The sequence below is a fragment of the Helicobacter sp. MIT 21-1697 genome (assembly GCF_026241255.1).
In the GTDB taxonomy this organism is placed as follows: Bacteria; Campylobacterota; Campylobacteria; order Campylobacterales; family Helicobacteraceae; genus Helicobacter_C.
The window spans coordinates 108067-123980 of record NZ_JAPHNC010000002.1; the positions used below are offsets into that span (position 1 = coordinate 108067).

General features: G+C 36.3%; 18 protein-coding genes. 9 read left to right on the top strand and 9 right to left on the bottom strand.

Translation table 11 applies throughout. From position 1 onward, the window contains the following. Positions 1-6 precede the first annotated feature (6 nt). Complete coding sequence (locus OQH61_RS02465; protein ID WP_266025672.1) at positions 7-975, bottom strand: chemotaxis protein; 969 nt, start codon at positions 973-975, stop codon at positions 7-9. A gap of 108 nt (positions 976-1083) precedes the next feature. Between OQH61_RS02465 and ligA the strand changes: the two genes are divergently transcribed. After that, the gene (gene ligA, locus OQH61_RS02470; protein ID WP_266025895.1) at positions 1084-3096 is read left to right on the top strand and encodes an NAD-dependent DNA ligase LigA; all 2013 of its coding nucleotides are present in this window, start codon (positions 1084-1086) and stop codon (positions 3094-3096) included. Here the strand turns inward: ligA and OQH61_RS02475 are convergent. The 6 genes from OQH61_RS02475 to waaF are packed head-to-tail and all read right to left on the bottom strand — an operon-like array spanning position 3042 to position 7719. Beyond that, the gene (locus OQH61_RS02475) at positions 3042-3650 is read right to left on the bottom strand and encodes a YhcH/YjgK/YiaL family protein (protein WP_266025673.1); all 609 of its coding nucleotides are present in this window, start codon (positions 3648-3650) and stop codon (positions 3042-3044) included. The genes ligA and OQH61_RS02475 overlap by 55 nt on opposite strands. Before the next feature lie 2 nt (positions 3651-3652). Further along, positions 3653-4846, bottom strand: a complete 1194-nt coding sequence (gene dapE / locus OQH61_RS02480; RefSeq protein WP_266025674.1) for a succinyl-diaminopimelate desuccinylase — start codon at positions 4844-4846, stop codon at positions 3653-3655. 1 nt (position 4847) lies between these two features. After that, positions 4848-5162, bottom strand: coding sequence for a hypothetical protein (locus OQH61_RS02485; protein WP_266025675.1), 315 nt, complete (start codon positions 5160-5162; stop codon positions 4848-4850). Next, positions 5159-5857, bottom strand: coding sequence for a glycosyltransferase (locus OQH61_RS02490; RefSeq protein WP_266025676.1), 699 nt, complete (start codon positions 5855-5857; stop codon positions 5159-5161). Before OQH61_RS02490 ends, OQH61_RS02485 begins: the two co-directional genes overlap by 4 nt. Continuing rightward, positions 5850-6494: a flavin reductase family protein gene (locus OQH61_RS02495; protein ID WP_266025677.1), complete on the bottom strand. Its 645-nt coding sequence runs from the start codon at positions 6492-6494 to the stop codon at positions 5850-5852. The genes OQH61_RS02490 and OQH61_RS02495 overlap by 8 nt, the downstream gene beginning before the upstream one ends. Then, a complete protein-coding gene (waaF, locus tag OQH61_RS02500; RefSeq protein WP_266025678.1) occupies positions 6484-7719 on the bottom strand; it encodes a lipopolysaccharide heptosyltransferase II in 1236 nt (411 codons plus the stop codon). The genes OQH61_RS02495 and waaF overlap by 11 nt, the downstream gene beginning before the upstream one ends. Before the next feature lie 178 nt (positions 7720-7897). Here waaF and hisS point away from each other — a divergent pair, with 178 nt between their 5' ends. The 8 genes from hisS (at position 7898) to OQH61_RS02540 (ending at position 14931) form a co-directional block, all read left to right on the top strand. Beyond that, the gene (hisS, locus tag OQH61_RS02505) at positions 7898-9226 is read left to right on the top strand and encodes a histidine--tRNA ligase (protein WP_266025896.1); all 1329 of its coding nucleotides are present in this window, start codon (positions 7898-7900) and stop codon (positions 9224-9226) included. Positions 9227-9273: 47 nt separating this feature from the next. Next, positions 9274-11088 (top strand): M3 family oligoendopeptidase, encoded by a 1815-nt coding sequence (locus OQH61_RS02510; protein WP_266025897.1) that lies wholly within the window; start codon positions 9274-9276, stop codon positions 11086-11088. Next, entirely contained in the window at positions 11057-11548 is a 492-nt protein-coding gene (locus OQH61_RS02515; RefSeq protein WP_266025679.1) for a hypothetical protein, read from the top strand. The genes OQH61_RS02510 and OQH61_RS02515 overlap by 32 nt, the downstream gene beginning before the upstream one ends. A gap of 82 nt (positions 11549-11630) precedes the next feature. Beyond that, the gene (locus OQH61_RS02520) at positions 11631-12299 is read left to right on the top strand and encodes a DUF5644 domain-containing protein (RefSeq protein WP_266025680.1); all 669 of its coding nucleotides are present in this window, start codon (positions 11631-11633) and stop codon (positions 12297-12299) included. 17 nt (positions 12300-12316) lie between these two features. Beyond that, positions 12317-13132: a hypothetical protein gene (locus OQH61_RS02525; protein ID WP_266025681.1), complete on the top strand. Its 816-nt coding sequence runs from the start codon at positions 12317-12319 to the stop codon at positions 13130-13132. Further along, a complete protein-coding gene (locus OQH61_RS02530) occupies positions 13133-13441 on the top strand; it encodes a hypothetical protein (RefSeq protein WP_266025682.1) in 309 nt (102 codons plus the stop codon). Positions 13442-13494: 53 nt separating this feature from the next. Continuing rightward, positions 13495-14388, top strand: a complete 894-nt coding sequence (locus tag OQH61_RS02535; RefSeq protein ID WP_266025683.1) for a TerB family tellurite resistance protein — start codon at positions 13495-13497, stop codon at positions 14386-14388. Between the two features lie 45 nt (positions 14389-14433). Then, positions 14434-14931, top strand: a complete 498-nt coding sequence (locus tag OQH61_RS02540) for a hypothetical protein (RefSeq protein WP_266025684.1) — start codon at positions 14434-14436, stop codon at positions 14929-14931. Here OQH61_RS02540 and OQH61_RS02545 read toward each other — a convergent pair. Further along, on the bottom strand, positions 14928-15344 hold the full coding sequence (locus OQH61_RS02545; protein ID WP_266025685.1) for a hypothetical protein: 417 nt from the start codon (positions 15342-15344) through the stop codon (positions 14928-14930). The two genes, OQH61_RS02540 and OQH61_RS02545, sit on opposite strands and share 4 nt — an antisense overlap. A 7-nt stretch (positions 15345-15351) precedes the next feature. Further along, a complete protein-coding gene (gene tpx / locus OQH61_RS02550) occupies positions 15352-15849 on the bottom strand; it encodes a thiol peroxidase (protein WP_266025686.1) in 498 nt (165 codons plus the stop codon). Between the last annotated feature and the right edge of the window lie 65 nt (positions 15850-15914).

The window sequence follows — 15914 nt, forward strand, 5'->3', positions numbered from 1 at the left end:
AGAGGATTAGAGATTCATTCCTTCAAGAATCTGGCGCAAAGATTGTTCAATTTCAACAGGATTTGATTTGCTAATAAAACCATCAGCCTTAAGTCGTTCTGCCATTTGATGATTACTATCGCTACTCATTGATGAGTTGATAATAACAGGAATATGACAAGTCGCAGGCGTTTCTTTAATGCGCTTAAGCACTTCAAAGCCTGAAATAATAGGCATTTCTAAATCTGTAATAATCACACCGATATTTGCAGCTACACCCGGATTGTGGAGATAATCAAGTAAAGCCTTGCCATTAGGAAAAGTAAAATAGTTTAGTCCGAGTTTTTCTATGATTTGTTGCAATGATTTAGCTGCTGGTTTAGAATCTTCAGCCAAAAGCACAATTTTATCGCTTTGAATATTTTTTAAATCATTGAGTTCAAGCTCGTTTGCAGCATTTCCACTAGGAAAAGCCTCTGTAAGCATACGCTCTACATCAAGAATCTGAATGACTGAACCATCATCATATTTTGTCGTAGCAGTAATTTTTGACTCGCCATCTACACCATATTCTGGTCCAACGCTTACATCATTCCAATTTTTATGGATAATGCGCTTTACACCCATAATTTTAAGTCCAACCGTGTTGTTAGAAAAGCTACATATAATCACAAGATTCTTATCTGTATTGAGTGAATATTCGCGTAAATCCCGATTAGGATATTCTTTACTATAATAAAGCCAACGCCGCATATCTACGAGAGGAATTGTCTCATTGCGCACTGTGAGATACCCTAATACAATACCACTATTATCCCCTGCAGTTTCGGTAAGGTCATCATTATAGTATATAATTTCACGTATTTTAAATACATTCATTGCATAAAGTTGATTTGAACCATCGCTTTGCTCTTCAAGTGTAAAGCATAAAAATTGCACTTCATTGTTAAGATGTAAAGAAGTTGTTTTATCAATCAAAGATTGTTTTTGTGTCAAAGTCTGCCTCCAAAATAAGAAGAAATACAGAAATATCGTTTAAATAATGGTATGATTTTATCATAAAATACATAATATAAGCACTCAAACCTCAAATTTTAAAGGTAAATCGCTATGACAAGTCAGGAATATCATACCCAAGTGCAGATTCTTAAAAAGATGGCATATCACTATTATGTGCTTGATGAGCCTATTGCAACTGATGAGCAGTATGATACTCTTTATCATCAGATAGTGCGTTTTGAAGAAGCAAATCCTCATCTTATTGATACAAGTTCGCCAACACAACGCGTAGGTGATGTGCCTTTAGAATCTTTTAGTAAAAATACGCATTTGGAGCGTATGTGGAGCTTAGAAGATGTTTTTAATTATGATGAATTAGTAGAATGGGTGCAAAGAATCTATAAGAGCCACCCTCAAGCTACCTTTACCTGCTCGCCTAAATTTGATGGCGCAAGTCTCAATCTCCTTTATCAACAAGGCAAGTTAGTAAGTGCTACGACACGAGGAGATGGCATTGTAGGAGAGCTTGTAACGCATAATGCAAGGACGATTCAGAGCATTCCTCTTGAAATTGATTATAAAGAGGAAATTGAAATACGAGGCGAAGTAGTTATCGCCAAAGAGGATTTTGAACATATCAATCAAGAGCGTTTGAGCGAAAATCTAAGCCTTTTTGCGAATCCTCGTAATGCAGCAGCAGGGAGTTTGAGACAGCTTGATGCAAAAATCACTGCTAAGCGCAAACTTCGCTTTATGCCTTGGGGCATTGGGGCAGGGTTAAGTAAGTTTGAGAGTTTTTATGAGGCTTTTCAGACAATCACACAGCTTGGTTTTGCTCCTGTGCCTTTTTTAAGCTATTGTCAGAATATAGAATCTATACAAAATGCCTATGGGATAATTTTTTCTCAACGCAATAATTATCCCATAATGCTTGATGGTATGGTGATTATGCTTGATAAAATTGTTTTCCAAGAGCAGCTTGGCTGGACGATTAAATCACCTCGTTTTGCTTGTGCGTATAAGTTTCCAGCAGTGGAGAAAAGTTCTAAGATTCTATCTGTGAGCTTACAAGTAGGGCGTACAGGTATTATCACACCTGTGGCAGAGCTTAAGCCTGTGGAGATAGAGGGGGCGATGATTTCACGCGCGACTTTGCACAACTTTAGCGAAATTGAGCGTAAAGACATTCGTTTGGGCGATGAAGTGATTATTATTCGCAGCGGAGATGTGATTCCTAAAATCATCAAACCACTTGTGGCTTTGCGTGATGGCACACAAAAAGTTATTTCTAAACCTACGCATTGTCCTGTATGTGGAGAAGAACTCTTGCTTGAAGATATTTTTATCAAATGTCAGAATCTAAGCTGTGAGGCACGCGTGATAGAATCCATTATCCACTTTGCCTCAAAAAAGGCTCTTAATATTGATGGTTTGGGCGAAAAGATAGTGATACAACTTTATGAAAATGCGTTTGTAAGGAATATTAAGGATATTTATGCTTTGAGCGCAGAACAATTGCTCACACTTGAGGGGTGGCAAGAAAAGAGGGCAAATAATCTTATCTGTGCTATACAAAATACCATAGGTGTAGAATTATGGCGCTTTATTAATGCGCTTGGTATTGAGCATATTGGCGAGGGTGCAAGTAAAAAACTTGCTCAAAAATTTGGATTAGATGTGTTTAGACTTGAACTTTCTGAAATATTGAGTATTGATGGATTTGGCGAAGAAATGGCATATTCGCTTGTAGAATTTAATCACGCTAATAAAATGCTTATCGCCGAGCTACTCTCTATTATTAAACCTAAAGTAGAGTTATTGGAAATTGATAGTAATAATGTTTTTTTTAATAAAACTATCGTGCTTACAGGCACTCTAAGCCAACCAAGAGATAAAATCATTGCACTTTTAGAATCTAAGGGTGCGAAAATAAGTTCAAGTGTGAGCAAAAAAACAGATTTTGTTATTTATGGCGAAAATGCAGGGAGCAAACTAGAGAAGGCACAATCTTTAAATGTTGCTACATTAAATGAAGAAGAATTCTTTGCACAAATCAACGAAAACTATAAATCTAGCAATGCCACAGGCACTTTTAATACGCTTTTTTTAACACTATGAGTAGAGGGAATAGGTGCATTAGGTGTGAGTTCTAAGCCTCCGGCGTGAGTATCATCAGGAAAAAAAATCGCCAAATCCCCGCTACTTAAAAGCAAACTCGTGCGATAGGGTGTATTGAGAGATTCATTAATGGGCAAAGTATATTTTAAAGTGCTAGATTCTCTATGGGAATCTTTTAAGATGTTGTCATAGACGATTAAATCCTTGCTTTCATCATAAGGTATTTGCACATCAAATGTGCTTTTATCGCCAATGAGCATATATTCATACCCCTCTACTACGAGTTGAAAATCAATAAACGCACGATGAGTTTCAAAAAACGCATTATGCGCTGATTTAAGATGATAAGTTTGCTCAATAGCACGCACTCCTTGTGTAAGTGAGTAGCTTATCTCACAACGCTCTTTAAGTGTGGGAATCATAAGAGAGGATATTCTTTTATGTATATCGTGTGCGGGATTGAGGGCATTAAGCATATATTCTTGTGCGTCTTTAAGTGCAGGATAGGCTTTAAAAAACCAATCTAATTGTGTGAGTTTGCCAATAATTGCCATATTTACCCTTTCAAGTTTGTTTGAGATTCCTTAATTGTAGCATTGTTTATAAAGAGTTGCAAAAATTCTACAAAAGTATCGTGCAGTGCAAGAATATCATTTATTGATACGCGTTCATTTATGGCGTGGATTCTATCATTAGGCACACCTATTTCTACAACATCTATGCCATATTGTGCAAAGAATCTCGCATCACTTGTCCCTCCACTTGTGCTTAACTCTGGCGTGATACTAAGAGTGCGTTCAATTATGACACAAAGTGATTTGACAATCTCACTTTTTTGCGATGTGATGAAAGGGAGCGAATTAGTTTTAAGCGTGAGCTTATAGGGCAGTGAGCCAAGAATTGAAGCGATATAGGAGCGGATAGAATCTGCATTGCTTAAGGGAGAGTTGCGCACATTAAACATTATTTTAAGATTCTGTGGTGTTACATTGACTACTTCCATACCACTGCGAATATCAGTTATTACGAGTTTGCTTGGTGCAAAATGAGAATCTCCACTATCTAGCTCTATACCTGCTAAATCGCCAAGCTTACTTCCTAATAATTCTATGGGATTGATACATTTTTGTGGGTAGGCAACGTGTCCTTGTTTGCCTTCAATAATGAGTGTGCCGTTGATTGAGCCGCGTCTGCCAATTTTAAGCATATCACCTGTGCGATGTATGCTTGTAGGCTCTGCAACAATGCAGCTATGAGGGAGCAAATCACGCTTTTTAAGCTCTTCAAGCATAAATTGTGTGCCATAAGTTCCCTCACCTTCTTCATCACTTGTAAGGAGAATTGAAATCATAAGAGGCAGTGCAGCAGTGTTTATAGAATCAAAAACATTACAAATGGCGCATATAAAAGCACTCACACCTCCTTTCATATCTTGTGTGCCTCGTCCATAGATATAATGTTCATCTTGTGTGCCACAAAAGGGCTCAAAGTCCCAACCTTCACCGGTTGGCACAACATCAATATGCCCAGCAAAACATAAATGCTGCAATGTCGCTTTATCTGTATTTTTGGGCGCAATGAGATAAAAGAGATTCTTTACTCCCTCTTTTTCTTGCTCAATGATGAGTGTATCAATATGCTCTTTTTGGGTAATGGGTTTGAGTTTATCAAGGATAAGCTCATAAATACCGCATTCTTGTGGGGTGATACTTGGGCGCTTGATGAGTTCTTGCAGCAAAGAAAGAGGCATATTATTCCTTTTTGTGTTTAAAATAAGAGAGTGCTTTTGTAAGAGAAGCACTCAAATGAGGGAAATTCATTGAAAATTTTGTGCGATAGGGTGCATAAGGATAAAGCGACTTGCAGCTTTGCACAATGACAGCTTTTTGCTCACTCCAAGGGAGAGTATTTAAAATCCTCATTGTGCGTTTAAGTAAGGTGCGAATACAGCGATAATAAAAGGCATAAGTGTCGCTACTTACATCATTTTTAAGTTTTGCACTCAAGGGAATAATGCGATGAGCAGTAATGGTATAACTTTTTGCACTTTTAAGAGCTTTTTTCATATTATCCCCCCCCCCCTTGTAGTTGAAAGCAAAGATTGTCGGTAGTCATAGAATCGTTTTGGGCTTAAAAATACCTTTTTGGCGTGGCTAAAGCATTCCAATCCAAAAAGAATATCCTCAAAATAAATACCCTCGCAAAACCTTATATTATGCTGCTCTAAAAACTCTCTTGCAATCGCTCCTTGCCAAGTATAAGTAAAAAGCACAGCCTTTTGTTTATAAAGCGTTGCTAGAAGCTCATCGCCGCTTTTTGTTTGTCCTGCTAAAGCCACCATATCAAACCAAAATTTTTGATGTCCAAGTGCCTCTCCCTCATCACTAATAAGATTAAACTCTGTGTAGATAATATCTAGTGTAGGATCATTTGTAAAACATTTTGCATAATATTCTAAAGCTTTAGAATCTAATCTATCATCAGAATCCACAAAAACAATGTATTGTCCTCTAGCAGATTCCAAACCTTTATTTCGCGCTATGCTTTGCCCTGCATTTTCTTGGGTAAGAAGAGTGATACAAGGATAAGAATCTGTGTAGGTTTGAGCTATCTCTCCGCTTGTATCTGTGCTGCCATCATTAATGAGTATAAGCTCAAAATGCGCATAAGTTTGCCCCAAAAGTGAATCTAGACATTCTTTGAGATAGGATTGCACATTAAAAATTGGCACGATAATAGAAAAAAGCGGAGTATCACTCATCTTGTTTGCCTTGATTGATTTTGGGAGATTCTTGGGTATTATGAGGGGCTTTTTTGGGTTTATTTTGGGCATTAAGCATAATTTCTGCACCTAAAGATTTATATATGCGTCCTACTCGCCCAACAAAATGCGGCAAAAAGTGCAAATCTTCACTATAAATACTATCATCTATGTAGAAAAATTTGACTTCTAAAAGCACACTTTTATCTTCGCCGATTTCAAGCACATCATATAAGTCACACATAAAGGCGACTTTCACACCTTGAGGTGCAGGTGGATAACCAGATTGTAAAAGTTCAAGCGGTATATGAAACTCATTTGCTTCGCTTACGCCATACTCAAGCTCTGTGCTACTCTCTTGTAAGGCTTGAATATGGGCAACATCACACATACTAATTGTGGCTTTGCGTGTATTATGGATATTTTTAAAGCTATCCTTGTCTAAACCATCGCTTTTTTGCATCATACAGATTGAAAAAATAGGTGGATTGACGCTTAATGGAGCAAAAAAACTAAAAGGCGCAAGATTAACCCCACCATTTGGGAAAATACTGCTTATCCAAGCAATAGGACGCGGTGTAATCGTATTGCTTAAAATTTTGTAATGTTGCAAAGGAGTGCAAGAATCAAGTATCATTATTGAGCCTTTTGTAATGGAGTGTTAGGAGATTTTGCGTGTGGGCAATCACTTCTGTTGGGGTGATAAATTTCATACAATGATGATGTTTTAAAGGGCATTCGCGTTTTTTGCAAGGCGCACAAGGGAGGGATTTGCAAATAAGGGTATAAAGAGATTGTATGTGTTGGTTTTTACAAAAAGATACACAATCTTTACTCACGCAAGGCACACTAGGTATGTATGGTGCAGTTTCGTTGATGTCTGTTGGTCCAAAAATTGCTATCATAGGCACTTTTAAAGCAGCGGCAATGTGCATAGGTCCGCTATCATTGGTAATAAAAATATCCATTATGGCGATATAATCAATGAGCTCACTTAAATTTGTTTTATCTGTGAGATTATGAAAGTGCTGCATTTGAGAATGTGAAGTAAGAGCATTTGCAATGGATATATTTGCGTCTGATTCTGCGCTTGAACCAAAAAGATAGACTTCATAGCCTTGAGTAAGAAAATGCTCTATTATAGTGATAAAATATGCTTGTTCCCAACGTTTAGCACTCCCAAAAGCTGCACCCGGATTAATCCCTATTGCATAGGTATGAGATTGAGGAGATTTTTTAACTTGAGATATGAGTGTGAGTGGCTGCGTAGAAAGGATAGAGAGTATATCTTTTGGCGCGAAATGCTCATTGTGTGTTAAATGTGAGGATTCTGTATGTGCAGTAAATACTTTTGTATAATATGCAATAGCTTGTTTTTGCACTTGTGCAAGTGGTGCAATCAGTAGGAGATATAAAAGCACTTGATGATATTTTTGTCCTTGGGAATCATATTTTTCTAAGGGAAAAGCGTGTGTGAGCAGGAAACCTCGTGCATTTTTTGCATAGCCTATGCGCACAGCACTTTTGCTCAAATAAAGTAAAAGTGCTGAAAAAAAAGTATTACTAAAAGTTATGGCTATATCGTGCGTTCCTATTTGCTTGGCAAGTTTTTTTGTAGCAAGAATACGAGAAGGCGCTTTTTTGCTCTCATCAATAAAAATATGTTTTACGCGCGTGTCGCGCTCATAAATACCACAACTTGCTTTACTTCCTACAAGGGTAAAATCTGCTTTATCAAAACTGCATTTGAGCCATTCAAATGCAGGAGAAATCATCACACTATCGCCTAGCCAATTTGGTAATCGCAATAGAATCTTTTTGATTTCTTGAGTAGCAATATTTGTGGGGCTCAATGATAACACAATAATTCTCCTGTGTAGAATGCAATCAAACCGATATTGTAAGCCTAAAAAGCTAAAATTTAACTATAAAGTGTGAAAAATTTGCCAAATTACTTCATAATATAGCCGAAATAAAACATTTTTAAGATAAAATCAATATATTCAGTTTGTGAGATTTTAAGGAGGTTTTCAGATGGCGTTGGTTACTCCCCGCGCATTAAGTGGTTTTAAAGATAGGTTGCCAAAAGAGGCGCTTGCAAAAGCACATTTACTCAACAAGGTCAGTAATGTATTTATGAATTTTGGTTTCGTACCTATTGAAACGCCACATTTAGAATATGCCGATGTGCTTATTAAGCAGGGTAGTGATGAAATACAAAAAGAGCTCTATCGTTTTAAGGACCACGGGGGACGCGATGTAGCATTGAGATTTGATTTAACCGTGCCTTTAGCGCGATTTGTATCGCAGTATAAAAATGATATAGGCTTACCTTTTAAGCGATATGCAATTGGAAATGTATTTCGTGGAGAAAGAGCGCAAAGAGGAAGGTATAGAGAATTTACACAATGTGATTTTGACTTTATCGGCAGTGATAGTATTTCGTGTGATGCAGAAATTTTACAAGTGATTTATGCTTCACTTATGGCGCTTGGTATTGAAGAATTTACCATTTGGCTTAATCATCGCGGTATTTTAAATGGTATTTGTGAGTATTGTGGCATTACACAAGAAAATGATGTCAATATAGCTTTGCGTATTATTGATAAGCTTGATAAAATTGGCAAAGATAATGTGAGCGTAGAATTGCAAAAAGAATTACATTTAAATTCCACTCAAGTAGAGAATCTCTTAGAATATACTTCAATCAAGCAGCAAGGCGATAGTGAAATATTTTTTAAGCAAATTTCGTTTATGGAGGAATGGAATGATTCTATCCAAAAAGGTATTAAGGATTTAAAAGCCCTGTATAAGGTGCTTTCATCTTTACAAATGGATAGAGATACTTATCGTATAAATTTTTCAATCGCTCGTGGGTTGGGCTATTATACGGGTATTGTATATGAAACTACTTTGAATGCTTTAAAAAGCATCGGAAGTGTATGTTCCGGAGGAAGATATGATAACCTTACACGCACTTTTTCTAAGGAAAAAATGAGTGGTGTGGGTGCGAGTATCGGTATAGATAGACTTTTGGCAGCTCTTGAGGAGCTTGATTTGCTGCAAAAGAGAGCGACATCTGCTCGTGTGCTTATTGTGTGTATGGATAGTGCTTATTTTGGATATGCGCATTTACTTGCAGAATCTTTTCGTTGTAGTGAAATACCCATTGAGGTATATCCAGAGATTTCTAAACTCAAAAAACAATTTACTTATGCTCATTTAAAAGGATATGAGTTTGTCATTGTCATTGGTGAGAGTGAGTTTGGCACAAAGACACTTACGCTTAAAAATATGACTTCAGGTATGCAAATAGATGGCATAAGCTTTCTTAAAGCCCTTACGCTCATTCAGGAGGAAAAGATATGAATGGAAAAACCCAAGTGAAAAAAACCAAAAATACAAAGAATCGCTCTATGAGAGGAGTTCTAGAATCTAGCCAATGGGATTTAAACGCACTTTTTAGGACAAGGGAGCAACTTGAGCGATTTATGTCAAGTCATACGCGCCGTGCTAAGAAATTTGCAAAAAACTATGAGGGACAACTTCAATGTGTTAAGCCAAATGAATTTGAATCTCTTATCCAAGAGTATGAGCAGATTCTTGAAGGGCTTGGACGCATAATGACTTATGTTTTTTTGCACTTTGCCAAAGATACCACACAAGGCGATTTATACGCTAAGTATGAAATGCAAACGACACAAATACAGAATCTTGTGCTTTTTTTTGAAATTGAATTTTGTAAGATTCCTGCATCACAAAGAGAGGAAATAGTCCAACATACACCGCGATATGCATATTTTTTAGAAAAACTCATTGAACAAGATGCTTACCAGCTTTCTTTAGCGGAGGAAAAAGTGCTTTTAGCAACTTCGCCTGTGGGTGTAGGTGCATTTTCAAGGCTTTTTGACGAACATTTAGCACAGCTTCGTTTTGTGCCAGTTAAAAAAGAGAATAAGAAATCCTCCAAAGGTAAAAAATCGCAAAAATTGAGTGAAGAGGAGATTTTGAGTTTGCTTCATCACTCAAAACGTAGTGTGCGCAAAGATGCTCAAAAGGTTTTTAGTAAAAAACTCAAAAGGTCCCGTCATCTTTTAAGCTATATCTTTAATATGGTGCGTAAAGACTTGAGTATTACAACAATATTGCGTGGTTATAAATTACCCGAATCTTTTCGCCATATTCATAATGGTGCAACGCAAAAGAGCGTAGATAAGCTCATTGATATTGTGAGTGCGCATTATGGTATCGTAGGCGAGTATTATCGTATCAAAGCCTCTTTGCTTGGCATAAGTGAGCTGCAAGATTATGATCGTTATGCACCTCTTGATACCCATACATCTGAAATATCTTATGATGAAGCTATTAAGCTTGTTTTGAAAGCATTTGGGGATTTTAGCAAGGAATTTAAGGATATTGCTTTAAAGGCATTGAAAAAAGGGTGGGTAGATTCTCACCCTACACCTAATAAACGCGGTGGAGCTTTTAGTCACGGAAGTGTGCCGAGTGCGCACCCTTATGTATTGCTTAATTATACAAATTCACGCCGTGATGCCTTTACGATTGCGCACGAATTTGGACATATGATACATCAGGAGCTTTCCAAAACGCAAGGTTATCTTAATATGGATACGCCACTTACAACAGCAGAGACTGCATCTGTGTTTGCCGAAATGTTACTTTTTGATATGCTTAAAACAACATTAAATAAACAAGAGCTTATAAGCTTATATGCAGGAAAGTTAGAGGATATTTTTTCTACGCTTTTTCGTCAGATTGTAATGACGCATTTTGAACGCAGAATCCACGCTCAAACCGAAGAGCTTAAACCTGAAGTATTTGATAAAATATGGCGTGAAGAAAATGAACGTATGTTTGGAGACAGCCTGAAATTAACCAAAAATTATGATTCTTGGTGGTGTTATATTCCTCATTTTGTGCATTCACCCTTTTATTGTTATGCTTATAGTTATGGACAATTACTTGTATTAGCGCTTTTTGGTTTGTATAAATCTCAAAAAACACCTCGTATGAGGGCAAAATTTATTCAAAAATATACAGATTTTCTTTCCCTTGGTGGAAGCAAAAGTCCTAAAGATTTAATTGCTTCATTTGGCTTTAACCTTGAGAGTGATAAATTTTGGCTTATAGGTATGGCTGAAGTGCAAAAAATGCTTGATGAGTTTAAGGAGTTGGTTAATGCACAAAATTCTCTTTCACCCACATTTTAAATTAATCGTGGATACTTATGCTAAAGACACTTTAATGTTTCTTGTGCAAGAGGGCATAAATTTTAATCTTTTATGCGATATAAAGCGCATAAGTTTTTCACCATCGCTACCAGATGAGATTAGTAGCACCTTTAATGACATTACACTTTTTGTGCTTGCTGGCTATACCTTTGAGAGCATTGAGCTAAGGAATGAAGATATTACTTTTGAGGCAGGTTTTGGTAACGAAAATATTGGAAGCTTGGTAAGTATTCCTTATGGGGGCATTGTGCAAATATTACTTCACGATAACGATTTATTACGTGAGATTCCATTATTTACCAATGTAAGCCACCCTTGCTTTTATAATCTTTCTCCAGAAGAGATAGAACAAATTACTTTTGTGCAGCAAGAAGGCTTAGAACAATCAAGTCTTGCATTTGCTTCTAGCTTGCAAAATAGCAGATTTTTTAAAAAATAATTAACCTTTTAAGGGAGAGTATAAATGAAATATGTTAAGATTGCTAACCCACATTTTAAAAACTTTAGAAAAAGGGGGTGCTATGGACAAAGTGCATCTTGAAGCTTTTACTTTTGAGGCAGGTGTAGATTATTTGCCTTATTATAAAAAATTTGTATTTCGCTTTAATCAAAACCAAACACTTAAAGATATACTCCACTTTCTTAAAAGCGAAATAGAGGGCTATGGCTGCGATACAAATGCTTTGGCGTTGCGTATTAATGGCATAGCAGTTTTTGAAGACATTGATATTATTGAGCTTATACAACAATTTGGTGAGCAATGGCAGATTGAACCTCTTAGCACTTATTATGCTTCTAAAGACTTGCTTTTTGATAGGCAAATGTTATGGAAACGATACGAATCATTTTTCGTATGGGCAGATTTTTTGAGTGTGGAAGAGAGAGAAGAGTTTGAAAAATATCTTGCTCTTAATTTGATTACCCCTATGAAAAATGACATATATTTAGGCGATGGCTTTTTCCTGTATCTTAAATGGATTCTCTCTCGCCACCCAGATAGAATCAAAGCCATTCGCGAATGGATTCTTGATACGCAAAGTGGCATATTGAATTTTGTGAGTCTTGCAGATATGGTATATCCACGTGCCAATGCGATTGATGAGGAGATATGGGAGTTTATGAGAGATATTGTATTTTCTTCAGAATCTCAACAATGGAAGCATCTATACACACTTAAAGTTCAAAAATAAAAGATAGAGGTGGAGTAATGAAATATATTATTTATGATAAATATGAAAATGCACAGGCATTACTTTGTAGCGTTAAGGAGCTTTTTGCACAACTTAAACTAGAAGTGCTCACTCCTCCAGTGTCATTGGCTGATTGTGGGGGATATTGGGCACGATTAGTGCAAAAAGATGATTTGATACGCAATGTTGCCTATAATCTTGCTCTTGCAAATGCCCAAAATGCTACGCTTGTATTTTTAGAAGAAGATGCTTACGCAAACGCTCTATATGTTAAAACAATCATAGAATCTGATTTGAAACTTATGCGTCAAATTGAGACAGAATATCTTCATAAGTTCAATTTACTTTATGATAGTAAAGTGCAAATGAGTTATTTGCCTGATTTGCTTAATGGGTGCGATGTGAATGCGTTAATTTGTAAAAAATTTACGACATTTTCATCTGTAATACTTCGTGGCGCATATCAAGCACATTTGTCCAAAAGCACCAATCATAGAATTTATGAGCAAATTGATTTAAAATGTATTGACACACCCATTTCTTATCAATATTATGCACATTTGCTCAATGTCAATCCACAGAGTGCATTTTATAATGGCGCGAAGCTTTTTTTTGATTTAGCAGATTTGGGCATAGATTTTATTTTGAGTCATTCACTTAGTCAATTTAATATGCTTGATGCACAGCGTGCGCAGCTTTGTAAAGCATATAATCGTGATAATATCGCCTTACCCATTCTCTTTTTGCCTCAAATTTTGCTTTTAGCATTTGGTGAAAAGGATAAAACTAAGCTTGGCTTTGCATATCATAAACAAAAGGTGGAGTTGATATAAATGCAAATATTTCTTAAATTTCTTCTTGCGGCGATTGTTGGTTCAACTTGGTATCATTTTGGCGGAGGAGATTCGGCAATGGCATTGATATTTTTCTTTGTCATTTTAGGTGTGTTATTTATGAAGCCTATTCGCTATCAAGACCCTAAGAGGCGAGAGGAATATATGCAAAGAATACGTGATAGTAGAGAGCGTAAAATTGCGCTTGAAAATGAGCGCTTAGAGGAATTAAAGCGTCTTAAAAAGAATGCGCTTGAGCAAGAAGAAAAGCTTAAAAAGGATTTTGAACAACGAATTAATAAACGTTAAATTAAATTTTTGCTACAATAGTGTTTAAATCAATAAAAAGGGACAGATTCACAATGGAAATCGTGTTATTACTTATCGCTGGCGTGGTAGTGTATTTTCTTTACAATACTTTACAAGAATACCTTAAAAACCCTCTTCATCAGAATCCACAATTTAATACAAGTCGCATAGACAATACGCCGATAGATTTTAAAAATCCTTATCAAGAAATGACACAAATTGACAAAGTAAAATCAAGCGAATTTGGTGTGTTAGCTGCGATTTTAGGACGCGTAGTGTGGAGTGATGAGAAAATGTGCCCACTTGAAGAACAGCTTGTTGATGAAATGCTTACAGATATGGCGCAAGAGGCAAAGAATCCAAAAATGAGCAAGGAAGAGCTCAAAGATATACTCATAGAACAAAAATCTTCAAATATTACCCTTGAAGAGTTGTGTGATGAATATGTAATGCTTACAAAAGGTGAGTATAAAAAACGTTTAAAAGTTGTAGAGTTTTTATTTGTCATCGCTTATGCTGATGGTTCGCTTGCAGAAAGTGAGCGTGATTGCATTATTGATATTGCGGCATTGTTTGAAATCTCCAATGAGGATTTTAATACTCTTTTTGAGCAATTTGAGCAAGAGTATGCTAAAGAAATATCAATGAATAAAGAAAGGGCAAAAGAAATTTTTGATATAAAAGATGAAGATATAACAAAGGAAAGTTTAGCACGCAAATATAATGAGCTTATCAAAAGTGCCAAACAAAATATTTTTGACAATAAAAATATCAATAAAAGCTTTCATAATACTTCGCTTATACAGATTAAGGAGATTGATAGAGCTTATACATTGCTTTTAGAATCTTTCGCCGATAGCAGCTCTTCAGCAGAAGATTCCAAAGAAAGAAATAAAGAAAAAGTTACGAAAAAAGAGGATAAGGCGGACAAAGGTTGGGATTTTTAGGAATAGAGTTTGCTTTGATGTTGTAACCTTGATGGAGGATTCAATATGGATATTACAAAAATTAACCACAATGGTGGTGTGCAAGGTATGCTTGCTAATATTTATAATGTAGAAAATCAGCCAAGAAATGCAAATGAAAGTAAGGAAAGCGAACAAAAGCTTAATGGCGTAGATAGTGTGCATAATAAAGATAAAAGCATACAATCTTTGCAATCTGCAGATATTTCTAGACGCATAGAAGATAGATTCTCTCCTTCCCAAGAGCTTAAAAAAGCTCGTGAGATTGGCGGAGAGCTTGAGGGAGGTTTTAGAGATAAAACTTCATTTGAGAATCTCTCCGATACGCTCAAAAAAGAAGGTTTGATTAATAGCAATGAAAGAGTAGCAATGGAGTATTTAAAAAATCATTCATCAAAAGTAAGCTTTGATGAATTTGATAAAATTGCCGCAAATGATAATCACAGCAAAGAAATGCAAGGATTGATAGATTCTGTGCTGAATAAGATGAAATTTGTTGATAATGTCAATGGTGGAATTTTCTAATCTCTATAAAGGAGAGTGTTGCCACTAAAATCTTGTAGTCGCGCACTTATGTTTTCAAGATAAAAAATTGCAAAATGAGGGTGGGCAGGATTATTATCAAAGATTTGGGCTACTCGCTCGTATTTTGCCATTAATGCTTCTTTTGCATCAAGATGATTAACAATACGTGCCTCGCCTCTAATGCGCAATGAAAGAATATCCGCTGTGCTGATACATATTTCTACTCCTGCGTGTTGCTCAATATGTTTGCAAAGATTTTTGTTTTTAGAAGTCCCAAAATAAATCTTACCATTATGGAGAATATGGGAGATTATCGGACGCACTCGTGGATTCCCACAAGTGCCCTTAGTAGCAAGATACAGGACACCTAAATCCAAAATCTTGCCAATTTCTGTGAGCGTAAGACTTTCCATTTTGCGTCTATTTTATTGCTGCTAGAGCTTTTTCATAATTTGGTTCTTGCGTGATTTCCTCACAAATCTCTGTATAAATCACTTTTCCTTGAGGGTCAATTATAAGCACTGCACGCGTAAGTAGCCCCACAAGCGGAGAAGATTGTAAGAGTAAGCCATAAGCCTTGCCAAAATCTTTTGTTACAAAATCACTCAAAGTAGAGAGATTCTCTATACTTTCGGTGCTACAAAATCTCCCTTGTGCAAAAGGTAAATCCATTGAAACCACATATACATTTGCATTTTGCAATGTAGCGGCTTCTTGATTGAAACGTCTTGTTTGTGTTGCACATACACCTGTATCAAGGCTTGGCACGACATTAATGATTTGATACTTTCCGCTTGCCCCACCTATTTGCACCTGTGATAGGTCTTTTGCAGTAAGTTTGACTTGAGGAGCGTTATCGCCAACTTTAATTGTATTTGCACTTAATTGCGCTGGAGTGCCTTTAAATTTTACTTCCATTTTAGTCCTTTTTATTTATTTAATGTATCTTTTGATACAATCAAGTATTCTAACCAAAGGGAGTT

What these genes read in the sequence shown, in the direction of transcription:
- OQH61_RS02475 (WP_266025673.1), bottom strand. Translation starts at nt 3,650, where the DNA reads ATGGCAATTATTGGCAAACTCACACAATTAGATTGGTTTTTTAAAGCC.
- dapE (WP_266025674.1), bottom strand. Translation starts at nt 4,846, where the DNA reads ATGCCTCTTTCTTTGCTGCAAGAACTCATCAAGCGCCCAAGTATCACC.
- OQH61_RS02485 (WP_266025675.1), bottom strand. Translation starts at nt 5,162, where the DNA reads ATGAAAAAAGCTCTTAAAAGTGCAAAAAGTTATACCATTACTGCTCAT.
- OQH61_RS02490 (WP_266025676.1), bottom strand. Translation starts at nt 5,857, where the DNA reads ATGAGTGATACTCCGCTTTTTTCTATTATCGTGCCAATTTTTAATGTG.
- OQH61_RS02495 (WP_266025677.1), bottom strand. Translation starts at nt 6,494, where the DNA reads ATGATACTTGATTCTTGCACTCCTTTGCAACATTACAAAATTTTAAGC.
- OQH61_RS02510 (WP_266025897.1), top strand. Translation starts at nt 9,274, where the DNA reads ATGAGAGGAGTTCTAGAATCTAGCCAATGGGATTTAAACGCACTTTTT.
- OQH61_RS02515 (WP_266025679.1), top strand. Translation starts at nt 11,057, where the DNA reads ATGCACAAAATTCTCTTTCACCCACATTTTAAATTAATCGTGGATACT.
- OQH61_RS02520 (WP_266025680.1), top strand. Translation starts at nt 11,631, where the DNA reads ATGGACAAAGTGCATCTTGAAGCTTTTACTTTTGAGGCAGGTGTAGAT.
- OQH61_RS02525 (WP_266025681.1), top strand. Translation starts at nt 12,317, where the DNA reads ATGAAATATATTATTTATGATAAATATGAAAATGCACAGGCATTACTT.
- OQH61_RS02530 (WP_266025682.1), top strand. Translation starts at nt 13,133, where the DNA reads ATGCAAATATTTCTTAAATTTCTTCTTGCGGCGATTGTTGGTTCAACT.
- OQH61_RS02535 (WP_266025683.1), top strand. Translation starts at nt 13,495, where the DNA reads ATGGAAATCGTGTTATTACTTATCGCTGGCGTGGTAGTGTATTTTCTT.
- OQH61_RS02540 (WP_266025684.1), top strand. Translation starts at nt 14,434, where the DNA reads ATGGATATTACAAAAATTAACCACAATGGTGGTGTGCAAGGTATGCTT.
- OQH61_RS02545 (WP_266025685.1), bottom strand. Translation starts at nt 15,344, where the DNA reads ATGGAAAGTCTTACGCTCACAGAAATTGGCAAGATTTTGGATTTAGGT.
- tpx (WP_266025686.1), bottom strand. Translation starts at nt 15,849, where the DNA reads ATGGAAGTAAAATTTAAAGGCACTCCAGCGCAATTAAGTGCAAATACA.